The 15,787-nt window shown below is 57.0% G+C and carries 8 protein-coding genes and 1 tRNA gene; 4 read left to right on the forward strand and 5 right to left on the reverse strand.

What is annotated here, in order from left to right:
- Positions 1-151: 151 nt before the first annotated feature.
- On the reverse strand, positions 152-853 hold the full coding sequence (radC, locus tag RBB49_RS23440) for a DNA repair protein RadC (RefSeq protein WP_306145331.1): 702 nt from the start codon (positions 851-853) through the stop codon (positions 152-154).
- 187 nt (positions 854-1,040) lie between these two features.
- Positions 1,041-1,871, reverse strand: coding sequence for a type I methionyl aminopeptidase (map, locus tag RBB49_RS23445; protein ID WP_306145332.1), 831 nt, complete (start codon positions 1,869-1,871; stop codon positions 1,041-1,043).
- A gap of 223 nt (positions 1,872-2,094) precedes the next feature.
- Between map and RBB49_RS23450 the strand changes: the two genes are divergently transcribed.
- Positions 2,095-2,180, forward strand: a tRNA-Leu gene (locus tag RBB49_RS23450).
- Between the two features lie 127 nt (positions 2,181-2,307).
- Here RBB49_RS23450 and RBB49_RS23455 read toward each other — a convergent pair.
- Complete coding sequence (locus tag RBB49_RS23455; RefSeq protein ID WP_306145333.1) at positions 2,308-2,538, reverse strand: hypothetical protein; 231 nt, start codon at positions 2,536-2,538, stop codon at positions 2,308-2,310.
- Between the two features lie 1,342 nt (positions 2,539-3,880).
- Between RBB49_RS23455 and RBB49_RS23460 the strand changes: the two genes are divergently transcribed.
- The 3 genes from RBB49_RS23460 (at position 3,881) to RBB49_RS23470 (ending at position 13,907) form a co-directional block, all read left to right on the forward strand.
- Positions 3,881-4,675, forward strand: coding sequence for an ABC transporter ATP-binding protein (locus RBB49_RS23460; RefSeq protein ID WP_306145334.1), 795 nt, complete (start codon positions 3,881-3,883; stop codon positions 4,673-4,675).
- Positions 4,676-4,892: 217 nt separating this feature from the next.
- Positions 4,893-5,150, forward strand: coding sequence for a hypothetical protein (locus RBB49_RS23465; protein ID WP_306145335.1), 258 nt, complete (start codon positions 4,893-4,895; stop codon positions 5,148-5,150).
- A gap of 327 nt (positions 5,151-5,477) precedes the next feature.
- Positions 5,478-13,907 (forward strand): DUF5801 repeats-in-toxin domain-containing protein, encoded by an 8,430-nt coding sequence (locus tag RBB49_RS23470; RefSeq protein WP_306145336.1) that lies wholly within the window; start codon positions 5,478-5,480, stop codon positions 13,905-13,907.
- 91 nt (positions 13,908-13,998) lie between these two features.
- Here RBB49_RS23470 and RBB49_RS23475 read toward each other — a convergent pair whose 3' ends face one another.
- Complete coding sequence (locus RBB49_RS23475) at positions 13,999-14,703, reverse strand: hypothetical protein (RefSeq protein ID WP_306145337.1); 705 nt, start codon at positions 14,701-14,703, stop codon at positions 13,999-14,001.
- 129 nt (positions 14,704-14,832) lie between these two features.
- Positions 14,833-15,786, reverse strand: coding sequence for a transglutaminase-like cysteine peptidase (locus tag RBB49_RS23480; protein WP_306145338.1), 954 nt, complete (start codon positions 15,784-15,786; stop codon positions 14,833-14,835).
- Position 15,787: the final 1 nt, after the last annotated feature.

Below are 15,787 nucleotides of genomic sequence, written 5' to 3' on the forward strand. Positions count from 1 at the left end.
GGCCAAGTATTGACGAAGCAGGTTAAAGAAAGTTCCCAAGATAATAGTAAAATAACGGTAAAATTCTACGAAAGTTGGTCGGACTGGTTTTGGGCCATCCAAACGCCCGTATTTCAAGCGGTTTTGGATTTTGAACAATCGCCCGGAGGCATCAGATGAGCTGAAGTTCGCGAAGGCTGACGTTCTTCCTCAGGCCGATGATCACGTGATCATGTATCTCTATGCCGAGTGGCGTTGCGATCTCGATGATCATCTTCGTCATCTGTATGTCCGCACGCGACGGGGTCGGGTCGCCTGAAGGATGGTTGTGAACCAGGATGAGTGCGGTCGCCGAGTGCTCAAGAGCCCTGCGGATGACTTCGCGCGGATAAACCGGCGTGTGATCCACTGTCCCGGTCTGTTGCACTTCATCGGCGATCAGGCCGTTCTTGCGGTCCAGAAACAGGATGCGGAATTCTTCAACGGTGTTCAGTTCCATGGAGGCGCGCAGATAGTCGATCACTCTTGGCCATGAATCGAGCAGACGGCGCTCCAGAAGCTCGGACTTGTGATAGCGGACGATCGCGGCATGCACGGCTTTCAGCGTGTCGATGCTGACATCAGAGAGGCCGGAAATTTCCGACAAGCGCGCGCGCGGGGCCGCAAGGGCAGCCGAGAACGAGCCGAAACGCTGCAGAAGCGCCTTGGCAATGGGTTTTGTGTCCCTTCGCGGCAGCGCTGAGAACAGGAGAAATTCCAGAAGTTCGTAATCTGCGAGACTGTCCTCGCCCGACTTGCGGAACCTCTCCCGCAATCTCTGGCGGTGCCCCTTCGTGTCCTGCGACTTTTCCGACGGTTCAGGATTTGCCGCCACTTTGCTTCTCCGGCCGGGTGTGGCGACGTGCACATGCGCCCCATGATTGCAGTTTCTGCCGGAGCCTATGTCAAATTGAGCTGCGATGCCAGAGCGATGGGTGCTCGATCGACCTGGCGGAGCGCGGCAAAGAGCCCACCGATCCGGAAGGGCCGGTGATTAAGAACCTTGTCGGATGCGCTCGGCCTCAGCCGTCCTGGCGTCCGGGCTTGTGAATGCCGTTTGGCGAGGTGGTGAAGATCTGGCAGCCATCGGCGGTGATGCCGATCGAGTGCTCGAACTGCGCGGACAGGGAACGATCCCGCGTCACGGCCGTCCAGCCATCGCCCAGAACCTTGACGTGCGGGCGGCCCAGATTGACCATCGGCTCGATGGTGAAGATCATTCCGGGCTTGAGTTCCACACCTTCGCCGGGACGTCCGTAATGCAGGATATTCGGCGTGTCATGGAACAGAAGCCCCAGCCCGTGTCCGCAGAAATCGCGCACGACGGAGCATCGCTGCGCTTCGACATAGGTCTGGATGGCCGCGCCGATGTCGCCGGTCGTGTTGCCGGGTTTTGCCGCCTCGATGCCGCGCATCAGGGATTCATAAGTCACATCGATCAACCGTTCCGAGGCCCTCTTGATCGGCCCGACCGGATACATGCGGCTGGAATCGCCATGCCATCCGTCCAGAATGAAGGTGACGTCGATGTTGACGATGTCGCCTTCGCGCAGCGGCTTGTTGTTGGGAATGCCGTGACAGACGACGTGGTTGATCGATGTGCAGCAGGATTTGGTGTAGCCGCGATAGTTCAACGTTGCCGGCAAGGCGTTATGGTCCATGCCGTACTGGTAGACGAAATCGTCGATTTCCTGCGTTGTCGTGCCCGGCTTGACGAGTGCGGCCAGTTCATCGAGGCAGGCGGCGGTCAATTGCCCGGCACGCATCATGCCTGCAAAGTCATCGGGGCCATAAAGGCGGACCTGACCTGTATTCTTGAGCGGGGCTTCCGCAGCGTCGATGTAACTGACCATGGGCGACATGTTTCCAGGGTTGGGGGACCGGGTCGGGGACTTTCCGCGCGAAGCGGTCACCATTTGCCTCGATTTCTGACACGTCACATACCGCTCTATGGCGCGAATTTCCAGTCATTGTCGATCTTAAATCGGATTGATCGGGAAACTCCACGGGCTTTTCCCGAAAAGCGGAGACACAACCTTGCGCAATGGGGTCAGGCCGGATAGGTGAGGGACACAAGCGGGCGTGGTGGAACTGGTAGACACAAGGGACTTAAAATCCCTCGGCCCTAGGCTGTACGGGTTCGAGTCCCGTCGCCCGCACCATTTTCCTACACGCAAACGGTTGTTACATTCGCGTACCGGAAAGATTGTGAATTTGACTGTCACAGCTCGATTCCGGTTCAGCTAATGCGTCAGTCACAAGAGGTGCAAGCTTGCACCCGTCGTGAACTCAGGCTTCTTCTTCGCTTTGAATCGTTCCTTTCCGGCGGGTTTCAGGGTTTGCAAAACGAATGACAGTTGTCGTCAACATTGCGGCGATCATTGACATCCAGACCCAAAACGCGACGCTTTGGTAGAAATGCGGACTATCCCAAAACTCGACAAACGTGCCAATAACCAGAGCAATCAAAACCAGCACTCTGAAGTAAAGGTCGATTCGAGCTGCGTACCGCACGATCATTGATCCTATCCCGCGTGTTATCCCATGCATTTTGTCTTTGCTTCGGTCCTGTCCGACATCGTGCGAAAGCTGACCTGTTCGGCGCCGGCATGCCGTCCTGAGACTGCTCTCCTTATCCAGCACATGCTTTCACGCAGTTCAGGTTCATGCCAAGAGCGTTCGGCATAACTGTGATGAGAATGTTCCGGCGCCACGACCTTTTCAGTCCTTCTTCAGGTCATCATCTTCATCAAAGTATCCCATCACGTAAAAACGAAGAACGAACGCCGCTGCAGGAATACAAGAAATGAGAGCGTAGGGTATCAGGACCAAAAACTCTGAAATCTGATGTCCGTTAGCAAACCACAAAAATGCGGTTCCAAAGCCCCATATGGTAGGAAACCAGAATTTGATGTGTTCAAAAAGCCCCAAAACTTCGATTTGTCGTGTGCTTATTTCACTTGTCGCCAGCTCTTGGTTCCGTCGCACTAACACTCGGAATAAACCATTCACTGTTTTCGAGCTCGGCGAGTCTCCTACGAGCTGATGCTCCCTTACCTAACATCAGTCCCATCGCTATGAAGTCCCATTCGAGTATGCGAACAACCGCTGGCAAGATGATCAATACGCCGAGGGCGCCTACAATTATTGCCATGGCCGTGAATCCATTGACGAAAAGCAAAATGCCCAAAAGTGAAAACACGAAGCCAGGGAGCACCCACCAGAGGTTAAGAGTTCCGAGAAAAAGTAGAGCAAGGAGAGGCCAATCGATAGAGCATCTCAATGCCCACAGTTCATGACGGATAAACAGTCTTCGCAGCCATTGATACAAAAACTTCATCAACCCAGGTCTTTGATCCTTCAAAGTTCAACCAATTCTTGTGGCATCAGATACAAATTCGTCGTCGGTAATTGAGCTTTCTGCAGCACTCAATCTAAGAGTTCAGGTCGTAATTGCATAGACCCGGTTCGACGAGACTGTACTGACAGGGAGTGAAATCGTAAATCCAAGCCGCTCGTATTCAAGAGAAGGAATTGAAGGGCGGCACAGCAGATTTAGTGCTATTTCGAAACCGCTTGCTGAATTTGTGGAAGTCTGGTTCAAGACGGCGGCGAGGTTCTTAAAAACGAATATCTTTCAGGTTCCTATAGGAAATTCGCGTCTAGCTAGATTGATTCATTTGGACTTAAAGTCCCTCGGCCCTAGGCTGTACGGGTTCGAGTCCCGTCGCCCGCACCAGAAGATTTCAAAAAGGCAGGATGACCGCCTGTCCGCATCATACTATTCTCCACGAAATGTCCCTTCCGAGAGGCTGTCTCAGTCGAACAACGTCCGGTTTCCAGCCATGGTAAAACGCACAAGATGACACTTGCCAAAGAAGACCGAGCGGCCGCCGTATCGCTGCGCGGCATTGCGAAGACGTTCGAGAACGGAACGCGTGCGCTCGATGGCGTCGATCTCCATGTCAGGCGAGGGGAGTTTCTGTCGCTTCTGGGGCCGTCGGGTTGCGGCAAATCCACCTTGCTGAGGATCCTGGCCGGACTGGAACATCCGAGCCAGGGAACGGTCACCTGGGATGGTGAAGGCGACCGTCAGGGCGAGCACGATCTCGGTTTTGTCTTCCAGGAGCCAACGCTTTTGCCCTGGGCAAGCGTTCGCGACAACATCCGGTTTCCCCTGCGGGTGAAGAAGACTTCCGGTGGGATCGCAAAAGAGCGCATAGACGAGGTGCTGGCACTGGTCGGTCTCGAACGCTTTGCAGACAGCTATCCGCACCAACTTTCCGGCGGCATGAAGATGCGCGTGTCCATTGCCCGTGCGCTCGTCACCGATCCGAAAATCCTTCTTATGGACGAACCCTTTGCCGCGCTTGATGAAATCACGCGGTTCAAACTGAATGCAGACCTGCTCCGGGTATGGCAAGCCTCTGAACTGACCGTCGTGTTCGTCACGCATTCCGTTTTTGAATCGGTCTTCCTGTCGGAACGGATTGCCGTCATGCGGGCATCTCCCGGGCGGATATCGGAGGAGATCCTGATCGACCCGGCACGGGCCCGGGACGAGCGGTTCCGAACATCATCGGACTATGCTGCCCTTTGCCGACAGGCCTCGGATGCCTTGCATGTTGCCATGATTGAAGAAGGCATTCGCGCCTGACGGACTCAAAACGGCGGCAGGCCGGAATACCGGTTTTGCCCCAATCTTGCCACAGAGCGTCCGGTTCAGCGCTAGTCAGGGGAAAAATTTCCCATGAACTCGCTTTCAATGCATACATCGCCTGTCCGGAACTGCTCGGGATCCAAAGGTTAAAATGATCATCATTTGCGAGACCTGAAGTAGAAAATGCGTTTTTCGGCTCTGGTGTGCAGATATCTTGAGCAAAACAGTTGGGAAATGCATTTGTCTCAATTGGGAAATCCTCAACGTTGTCTCGCGAGGCAGGTCTGGTGAACTGGAAAGCAGTAACTTATCGGTAGTTCGAGTGTTTTTCTCCTCTCCAGAGGTGGCGAATGCTTTTTGCGCCGGCAGCTCTTGGAATTTTCATAACTCAGTTGCGCCGCTGCAAGGATTTCTGCGGGTTCAAATACTCAAAAATTTCCTCAAGGCGGTGACGCCGCTGCAGTTTCCGTGACGCTTTTGTGTAAAATTCTGCCTGCTCCGAATAAATTACTCATGCGGGCCTGCTCGCAAATATAACTGCGTTGTTCTGAACCTGAAAAATTTCGATTATTAATAATTATGACTTTTGGTTCACGTATTTTATTAAAATTTTATTTAAATAATATTTGAATTTTGCTAATTTTTGATTTCGCAGAACAGACGATTTGTTCAAAATCTGTCGAACACGTTTACCTTTTCTAAAGTTTAACGATTTCTGCCTTTAAATTTTCATTAAAAATCTGTAAATGTGAGATTGCCGATTTTAGAAAAACTAATCACAAATGCAGAGTGTTTGGCGATGAACGATTTTGTCCGGATAGCGCAGGCAGGCCCATCAACCGGAGCGCAGGATGATCCAGCAGCTTTTGAAGTACCGGAAACATTGACGGTCGAGCGCCCCGCGGCGCAGCAAAGCATCGTCATGCTCCGGAGCACCGGGCAGCTGGTGGATTTCCGGCAAATTCTCAACGACAACATTTCCTTCATCCGCATCGACGGCGATCTGCAGATGGTTTTTGCCGATGGCGGCATGATCATCATCCAGGACTTCTTCGCAGGCGATCTCAGTGCCGATGCGCTGATCATTGGAGAGGGTGAGTTCCTTTCCGTCGATGGCTTCATTTCCATTGCGAACCTTGAGGTTGCTGACGAGATCCAGACCGCGGCCGGTCAGACCAGCAATCTGGCGACGGCCCTTGGCAGTCCTGAAGGGTCCGGACAGACTTTTGAGCCGACGACCATCGGCGATCTCGGCGACGGTCTTGGATTTGCCAGCCTGCTCCAGGGCGAAGACCCGCTGCCGCGTGAGTTGCTGAGCGACGATCTGCTGGATAGCGAGGTGCAATCCTCGCCGTCGATCGGTTCGCCGGTCGACAGCACGCTCGATGAAGAAAATCTGCCGGAAGGCACGGACCCGGCCAACCCGGTGACAGCCACAGCCAGTCTGGACGTCTCGTTCGGAGACAACCCGGGCAACAATCCGAGGCTTGAATTTGACGGTCTGCCGAGCGGCCTGACGTCCGACGGTGTTTCCCTGGTTTCGTCGATCGCGTCGAATTCCAATGGTGGCGAGACGCTGACTGTGCGCAAGGACGGCTCTGGCGAAATCATCTTCAAGGTTTCGCTCAGCGTGGTCGGTAGCGGCAGTTCTGCAAGCGGCCAGTATACGTTTGAGATTTTCGGCAATCTGGATCACGTCGCACCGGGTCAGGACGCCAGCATTCCGCTCGTTTTCGGTTTCAGCGCGTTTGATTCCGACGGCGATTCCGCAAGCGACTCATTCACGGTCAATGTCATCGATGATGCCCCCGCGCACGGTGTAAGCGAAACGCGGGAACTTCGGGAAGACAATCTTGCGAACGGCACCGACCCCGACGCGGTCAAGTTGGTTGCCGGCGGTGCCCTCAACATCGAGTGGGGTGCCGACAATGCGGACCTTGCCGCCGACGGTGCCCAGCAGGATGCGCCGGGCGGAACGGGCAACAGGTCTGTTGTCTTTGCCGCGCTTGCCGATCAACCCGGCGACACGCGCGCGGCCAGTTCGGACGGCGTTGCGCTTGAATTCGAGCTGTCCGGAAATGACACTGTTCTGACCGCTTACAAGGGAGCAGGCCGTCTTGATGCCGACAAGGTTTTCGTCGTGTCGCTCTCCGATGATGGCACCGGAAGTTTTGAATTCGAACTCCTTGGCAACATCGATCATGGTGGGCAGGCGTCGGCAACAGACGATGTCTTCAATCTCGATTTCGCTTTTCTCGCAAATGACAGCGACGGCGATGCGGTAGAGGGCAGCTTCGGCGTCACGATCGTCGACGACGAGGCGGTCACGGGAACTGCCGATCAGGAGACCGTCAAGGAAAGCAATCTGGCCAAGGGCACAGATCCGGACACGGTTGCCGCCACCAAGACGGGTGACCTGAACATCACCTGGGGCGGGGACGATGCGGACGGCGCAGCTGACGCCGGAACCCAGGATGTTCCCGGGGGAACGGGCAATCGCTCTGTTGTCTTTGCCGAAATCGCGGATCAGCCGACCCAGGCGACGACGTCGGGAGGCGCCGCGCTCCAATATGTGCTGTCGGAAGGCAACACGGTGCTCACCGCGCTGAGCAGCACGGGCGACAAGGTGTTTGAAGTTTCGCTTTCTGACGACGGCTCCGGTTCCTACACCTTCACGCTCCTTGGCAACATCGACCACGATATCCCCGGATCGGGCGGACAGTCGGCCGCATGGGATCTCGATTTCAAGTTCTTTGCAGTCGACGGCGACCAGGACGCCACGCCGGGCACGTTCCGCGTGACGGTGCAGGATGATGAACCGCTCAGCGGAGTTGCCGATCAGCGCACGCTTCAGGAAAACAATCTTGCCAACGGGACCGTTCCGGATCCGACCGGGCTGGAAAAGACGGGCGATCTCAATCTCGCCTGGGGTGCTGACGACGCGGATCAGGCCGACACAGGCGGTGTTCAGGACACCCCTGCCGCGGGCAGCCGTTCCGTCGTCTTTGCCGCAATAGGCGCGCAGCCGACCCAGACGACGACATCCGACGGTGTTGCGCTTGAATACGAGCTGAGCGCGGACGACACGGTTCTGACCGCCTATAAGGGAACAGGACGAGCGGATGCGGACAAGGTCTTCATCGTGTCGCTGTCCGACGACGGTACCGGCTCCTATACGTTCGAGCTCCTGGGCAATGTCGACCACAACCCGCCCGGATCCAGCGGTCAGATGGTCGCCTGGAACCTTGATTTCGCCTTTGTCGCCAGCGACAGCGACGGAGACACGGACACCGGTTCCTTCCGCGTAACGATCGTTGACGACGAACCGGTAGTCGGTTCGCCCGAGCAGGGCGCGGTCGAAGAGGAAAATCTTCCGGGCGGTCTCGACGACCCCTATCCGTTTTTCCTTGATGGCGCGGCGAACGTGGCAGGCACACCGCTCACCGAAAGGTTTACGGGCTCCCTGAATATTGGCTGGGGGGCCGACGACACTGATTTTGCCGATCAGACGACGGGTGACCTTCCCATACAGGACGCCGTTGGAACCGCCGGTCAGCGTTCGGTTGTCTTTTCCGACGCCGCGGATGGCCTGGTCGCCAATCCGGGCGCGATCCTGACCGTCAAGGACGAGACGGGAGCGGACATCAATCTGTCGGGTCTGACGTCGCGGGGAGATGCGCTGAGTTACGTCCTGTCGGAAAACGGTACGCATCTGACTGCTTTCGCAAACTATGGCGGAGCGGATGAGCGGAGTGTCTTCCGCGTGGCACTTTCCGACGATGCAAGCGGTTCCTATACGCTTGTCATCGACGATGTTCTTGATCATCCCATCGTGGATACCACGCCATTTGACGAAGACTTTCTGTCGCTCAACTTTGGCTTTATCGCGCGTGATGCGGAAGGTGACAGCGCGACGGGAACTTTCGAAGTTCTCGTGCTTGATGATGGACCACTGTTCCGGACCGATGACGTATTCAAGGTTGACGGCCTGGCATTGGCGACCTTTACCGAAACAGCCGACTTGCGCATTCCGGACGTGGGGAGCAGCGGCACGATCTTTTCAACCATCGACGTGCCGAACGCTGGAACAATCCAGGATATCAACGTCTCAATCGAGATGCAGCACGGCTTTATCGGCGATCTTGAGGTTTTCCTGATAGCGCCGGACGGCACGCAGATTCAGCTCATGCAGGTGGACGGCAATCGCAGGGGAACGGTCGACGGCACCGTTTCGTTCGATGACGACGCAGCAACGAGCATTGATAACGCGGGATCGAACATCATCGGTACCTGGCGGCCTGCGGATGACAATTTCAATCTGGATTTCCTTGAAGGGCGCGATCAGGCGGGGCTCTGGATTCTGGAGATTTCGGATCGCCTTGACGGCGATGTCGGCCGGCTCGTTTCCTGGACGCTGGATATCCAGAGCGGTGTCTCCGCCGTTGTCGATGAAGATGAGCTGTCACTTGCGCAAGGGGACAATGTCGACGGCAATGGCGACCAGGCCGCCGGCGACAACGATGTCGTTACCAACGCCGCTCTTGATGGTGACACCGACCCGACGACGGTTTTCGGCAATCTGGGGATCCTTTGGGGCGCGGATAACGAAAACGAAGTCGAAAACGGCGGAACGAGCGCCGGTATCGGCGATCGCGCGGTAACGTTCGTAGGCGGTGCCGACGGCACGATTGACGGTTTGCTCGCTCTGGGTCTGACCTCCAACGGCGAGGCTCTCAGCTACGCCCTGAATGCATCCGGTGATGTTCTGACAGCGAGTGCCGGCAACAGGGTGATCTTCACCGTTGAACTCTCCGATCTGGACACAGGTTCGTTCAAATTCGACCTTCAGGATACGCTGGACCATGCACCTGGTGCAGATGAGAACGAAATTATCCTGAATTTCCTTTTTGTTGCGACAGACAGCGATGGTGACACCGGCACCTCGACATTCTCCGTCGCGGTCGATGACGACCTGCCAAGCATCGGCAACGGTGCTGAAGATCTGGCGATCAGCGAAGGGGCGGCAAGCCCGCAAACCCGTGATCTCGGGATTTCCTGGGGTGCCGATGCTGCAGATAGCGCGGCTGATGGCGCAACCCAGGATACGCCCGGAGGTACCGGCAACCGGTCCGTGGTGTTCGCACCGCTTGCCGAGCAGCCGACGCAGGCGACGACATCTGATGGTGTCGCCCTGGAATATGTGCTGTCAGCCGGCGATACGGTTCTTACAGCCTACAAGGGTGCAGGCCGTCTCGACAGCGACAAGGTGTTCGAAGTGTCCCTTTCCGACGACGGGACAGGAAGCTACACCTTCGAACCTCTGGGTGCGATCGATCATGTCAACGGCCAGACAGACACGTGGGATCTGAACTTTGCCTATGTCGCCAGCGACAGCGACGGTGACACGGTCAATGGCGAATTCCTCGTAACGGTCGCAGATGAGGTTCCTCAGGTGGAAATCCGCGTTGAGGACTATGTCCGGATCGACGAGACATACGGCCTGCACAGCGACAACGTTTTCGACCCGAACACGGGAACCTTCGATCCAAATGTTGTCGCACTGTTCAATGGGGTCACGTCTGCGGGCACCGATACTGATCTTCCGGGTCCGATCTATGCCAGTTTTGGCGTTGTCGGTTTCAGTGTCACAGCGGGTGCCGACGGTGTGTCCTCGACCAGTCTTGACCTGCGCATCGACGACACGGCATCTGGTCTGACGACAACCGAGGGCAAGCCGATCACCCTGTCATTGGAAAACGGGCTCGTCGTCGGGCGTATCGACGGAAACGGAGATGCAGCCTTTGCGATTGACCTCGATGACCAGGGAAATGTGAGCATTGTCCAGTACATGTCGCTCAGGCATCCTGACACGACAACGTCGGACGAACACATTACGCTTGATGGAAAAATCTCCGCTGTTCTGACCGTTACCGATGGCGACGGGGATATCGTGACGCAGGATGTTTCCATCGGAGCCGACGTTACTTTCGACGACGACGGTCCTTCGGCTTTCCGACGCGGATCGGGAATTGTCGGAAACGAAGCTGCCTTCGTGACGGGTCCTGTGGCTGGACAACTCCAGTTTGACGGCGGCGCCGACGGCGCAACGGTGACAGGGATCTCTTTCGTCTCCAACGGCAATTATATCCGCACAACCGATCCTGATGCCACAGGTGCAGCCCGGCGCGGGGACCTGTCGGCCGAAGGCGTGCCATTGACATGGTCCACTTCGACCGACGGAAACGGCGTCATCACCACGGTGGCTGTCCTTGAGGGAACGGCGATCAAGGCTTTCGAAATCGTCGTCAACCCGGATGGCAGCTACACGTATGAACAGTTCCTCGGTTTCGATCATCCGGATGCCAACGAGACCGGCCAGGCCGATCAGCTTCTCTTTAGAATGCGCTTTACCGTAACAGACGAGGACGGGGATACGGATACAGCGACAGCCGTCATCAGGGTCCGGGATGGCGGCCCCCCTGAAATCGGCAATCCGACAGACGGCTCTGTCGCAGAAGATGGGCTCACCGTTCTGAGCGATGTCGATCTTGCGATCGACTGGGGTGTGGATGACGCCGATGGAACCAATGGCGGCACCAACGAACGGTCCGTCGGCTTCTCCGACCCGGATGCCGCCGCCAACGTATCCGTCTCGGATGCGTCAGGTTCCGTCAGTGACCTTTATTCGAACGGCGCACTTGTGAAGTATGCGCTCTTGAACGATGTGCTTGTCGGCTACACAGGATCCGCTGTTCCGGGCACGGCTGCCGACAGCAGCGTCGTTTTTGTTGTGGTTCTTTCGAGCGACGGCAGCGGCAGCTACGATTTTGTGTTGCTGCAGCCTCTGGATCACACGGCACCGGTGGGGTCCGATCATTTTCTGGATCTGAGCTTCTCCTTCAGCGCTACAGATTCCGATTTTGACACAAGCCTTGAAGCAAGTTTCACGATCCGCGTTGATGCGGCAGGCAGTGTTGCGCCGGTTGATTACTCGAGCTTCACGTCGGACGTCTTCGTAAATCTTGGTGATCAGGCACAGTCATTCGGCGGGCAGACCGTTGCCGCGGAGACGGCGACGGACCGAACCGGTGTCGCTTCGAATATCATCGGAAACGACAGCGTGGCAGGCAATGACGATGCGACCGGCGGATCGGGCAACGATGTTCTGTTGGGCAACGACAGCGACAACACGCTGACCGGCAACGACGGCGATGACGTCCTCTACGGCGGCGGTGGTTTTGATTTGCTTGACGGTGGCCAGGGAAGTGACACGGCTGATTACTCCAACAATCCGGAGGGCGTTATCGCCCGCATGGACCTGGGCTGGGTCACCGACATTTCAAATGGACAGTCGGGTTTTGTAGACCTCGTCAACGATGTCGCCAATGACGTCGTTGCGCATGACGATCTGGTTGACATCGAGAATCTCAACGGCTCGAATTTCAACGACCTGATCTTCGGAGACAATCAATCCAACACGCTTTCCGGTGGCCTTGGCGATGACTTGATCGTTGGATACGGCGGCGCTGACATTCTTTTGGGCGGAGCCGGCAAGGACGAACTTTACGCCGTGTCTGGCGACGGCAACAAACTTGTTGGCGGCGCGGACCAGGACACGCTCTTCAGTGGGATCGGTGCAGATGAATTTGTGTTCGCAGCCGGTGAGGGCAGTGCCACCCTTGCAGATGCCGACCAGATTCGTTTCTTCCAGGATGGTATTGACAAGATTGTCATAACCGGCGGCATCACCTTCGCGGATCTGACGATCAGCGACGACGGTAACGGAAATGCCTCGATCTATGACAACGTCAACAATCAGTATGTCGCGTTGGTCACGCTGACGTCAGCGAGCAGTCTTACCGCATCCGATTTCACGTTCGGTTCGGATCCGATTGTCCTCGATCTTGACGGGGACGGTGTCGAACTGATGTCCGCCGCGAATGGCGTCGCGTTCGATCAAAATGCCGATGGTGATTTGGAACAGACCGGCTGGACCGGTGCCGATGACGGCCTGCTGGTAATGGACCTTGACGGCTCCGGCCGCATCGAAAACGGTACCGAGGTCTTTTCGGAAGTCTTTAATGGCGGATCTTACGCAAATTCGCTTGAAGCTCTGGCGTCACTTGACGAGAACGGCGACGGCGTCATCGACGCGGCCGACAACGCATATGGCGATATCGGTATCTGGCAGGATGCCAATTCGGACGGTGTCACCCAAGACGGTGAACTGAAGTCGCTGGAAGAACTTGGAATTGAAGCGATCGGATTGCAGGCGGACAGTGTCTACAAGGACGTTGCCGGAAATACCGTCTACGCCGAAGGTGAATTCCGGAAGGCCGACGGCAGTGTTGGTTCCTTCGCCGGCGTATCCTTCACTCTCGCCGGTGAAAGCCAGGCAGAGGCAGAAGAGACCACCCGCCAATCAGCCGCGATCGCAGCGGGTGTCGGTCTGGTCGTCTACGCTGCTTCCGCGCAAGAAGTCGCCGCGGGTCTTTCAGACGTTCGGATCACCACGGCGCCTCAGTCCGGTGACGTCACGGTTGCGCCGGACTTCAGCGTTTCCGTGGCTCCGGCAAATGGATTTGAGGGCACGGACACGGTTGAGTTCGAGCTGGTCTTCTCAGACGGATCTGTCGTGACACGCGAAGTTGTGTTCGAGGCGCAGGCCGAAACGGAAACCGCGCCGGCAACACAGAGCCCTGTCGACGACAGCGCCGGGACAACGACCACGACTGACAATCAAACAGACACCAATCCCACTGAAACCGTTTCGGACATGTCCGAGTTCGCCGCACTCGTGACCGGGTCGGTTATCACGGGCGACGATGGCGACAACGTTCTGGTCGGTACCTCTGGCGATGACGTTTTGATCGGTGGTCTGGGAGCGGACATCCTGACCGGAGGAGACGGCGCGGACACCTTCGTTCTCGCGTCGCTTGCCGATGCTGACATCATCACCGACTATGATTTCGCCCAGGGCGATACGATCGATCTCGGAGATCTTCTCGATGGCGCGTTCGGCCAGGGAAGCAGCGCCGAAGAGTTTGTGCGTGTTGAAAAGCAAGCCGACGGCGATGTAACACTGACCGTTGATCTTGACGGACAGGGTTCCGGCCACGACTGGCAGGACGCTGCCACGCTGCAAGGTCACGCATCCATGGGTGAAACGATCCGGGTCGTGCTGGATGCAGAAGGAACTGAAGCCCAGATCCCGGTCAACGTGGCCTGATCCTGTGACAGCGAAACCGGAAAGGCGGCTGGAGGCCGCCTTTTCATTCAGACTGCACGAGGCTATTTGATCGCGTATGTGAGCGTTAGTATCAGCTTTGCCGGCTTGATTGCCGGCGCAGGTGCATGCTCCCCGCAAGCCCGACTACAACAAGTGCGATCGCCGCAATAACCGAAAGCAATCTTGTTGTTGCCGGTATGCTGAGCGAATCCGCGCTGTCTCCGTCGCTTTCGCTGGCCGGCAGACCTGCGGTTGATTGCGGAGCAACGGCATTTAGCCGCGTCAGCATCGTCAGTTCACTCGCTGTCAGGAAACCCGCGAGCTTGCCGGAAACGCTGGCCGGTTTATTGATATCCGGGATGTCTGCGGAAACTGCCGGGCTGGAGAACTCACCGGACGGTTTGGTGATGTTGGTGGCTGTAAGCAGTTTCTCTCCGTCCCGTCCCGTGAGCGTAATCTGTGCAAGACCTGTTTCGGCCACGGCAGCATTCAGAACGGTTTGAAGATAAGCCTCCAGTTCCTGAACTTCCTCGCCCTCAGGCCAACGTTCTGCAACGTCCACGAATTCTGATATCAGGGGGAGTGTCGCAAGTTCCTCCAGGCGCAGGCGCGGTGCCGTCAGGCGGGCTTCGCGCAGGGCATCGACAAGCAGATCGCGTTCGCTTTCCACCACCGCGCGTTCCGCGACAAGCCGTTTTTCCTGATGGTCGGCCAGGAAATGGCCGCCTGCAAGGACAATGGCTGCAAGCAGGCACGTCGAGATAGCAAGGGCGATCGCACGGGTCTGTCCCGGCATTTTTCGAATCGCTGAGCTTTGTGCCTGTTCACGCATTCGCGCCATATAGCACACACCTGCGCGAAAAGATGGAGGATAGTTTCACCTATCCTGCGACGGTGTCCGTATCGTCACGATCGCAAGCAGATTTCAACGGGTTGCGGCTTTCAGGCGTGCCGCCAGTTGCACAGGGGGGCCGGGTTCCCTGATGTGCGCCCATTCACCGGCCGCGTTGACGGAATAAAGCGGCTTGTAGTGAGGAAGGTCGCGCTCGAAGCGGACACGCGAAAAGCGGTTGTCCAGAACCAGCCACTGTCCCTTGTGCCGGACCGTGAGGACAGCGTGGAACTGCCGAACGGCTGTATCGCGCAAAACCACGATCCGCATGTCGTCGTCACTGATGCCGAGATCACGGAGGAGGGCATATTTCAGGATCGCGAAGTCTTCACAGTCGCCTGCACGATGTGACAGGGTTTCAGCCGGGCTCGCCCAGTATTCTGCGGTCCCGTATAGGGTGGTGTCTTCCCGGTATGTCAGAAGGCGATTGACCAGTTCATTGACTTTCGGGATTTGAAGGCCCCTGCGCTTCGGCCGCACCTTTTCAAGAATGGCGCGATAGGCGGGGTCATCCAGAGCGAAAGTCCGGGCGGAAGCCGTCTCGGCGGCAAGCCCGGCAGTGGCCTTTTGCCAGCGCCGGGTGATCGGCGAAAGTCCGACCGATCTCCCGAAGGCACCAAAGACCACGGTCGGCTTCACGGCTTTCTCGTTGTCTTCGGCGGCGGTCGCCGCAACTTTAATGCCGTTGTCCAAGGGCTTTGGCTGCGGAGACCTGATGCCGATTGCCGGCCTTGCGGCTCTGGCCGCCGTTGTCAGGGCAGTTGCCTTGCGCATGTTGGCAAGCGGAGCGACGGTCGAGATCAAGCGGCCCGTTGAACCTTGTGCGGCAGCTTCGGAGTTGCCGGGGCCTGGTTCAGGCATGCTCTCCGCAAATGCGCCGGAAACCGTCCATAGCATGACAAGCATGGACAGGCTGAAAAGCCATGTCGCAGCAACGCCATGTTGTCGTGCAGCCGTGGCCGCCGGAGCGGCTGCTCGGGAATCCATC

It is taken from the genome of Roseibium sp. MMSF_3412 (assembly GCF_030733265.1).
GTDB lineage: Bacteria > Pseudomonadota > Alphaproteobacteria > Rhizobiales > Stappiaceae > Roseibium.

Excerpts from the sequence above, each read along its gene's own strand:
- map (WP_306145332.1), bottom strand. The coding sequence starts at position 1,871 with ATGGTCAGTTACATCGACGCTGCGGAAGCCCCGCTCAAGAATACAGGT.
- RBB49_RS23455 (WP_306145333.1), bottom strand. The coding sequence starts at position 2,538 with ATGATCGTGCGGTACGCAGCTCGAATCGACCTTTACTTCAGAGTGCTG.
- RBB49_RS23460 (WP_306145334.1), top strand. The coding sequence starts at position 3,881 with ATGACACTTGCCAAAGAAGACCGAGCGGCCGCCGTATCGCTGCGCGGC.
- RBB49_RS23470 (WP_306145336.1), top strand. The coding sequence starts at position 5,478 with ATGAACGATTTTGTCCGGATAGCGCAGGCAGGCCCATCAACCGGAGCG.
- RBB49_RS23475 (WP_306145337.1), bottom strand. The coding sequence starts at position 14,703 with ATGCCGGGACAGACCCGTGCGATCGCCCTTGCTATCTCGACGTGCCTG.
- RBB49_RS23480 (WP_306145338.1), bottom strand. The coding sequence starts at position 15,786 with ATGGATTCCCGAGCAGCCGCTCCGGCGGCCACGGCTGCACGACAACAT.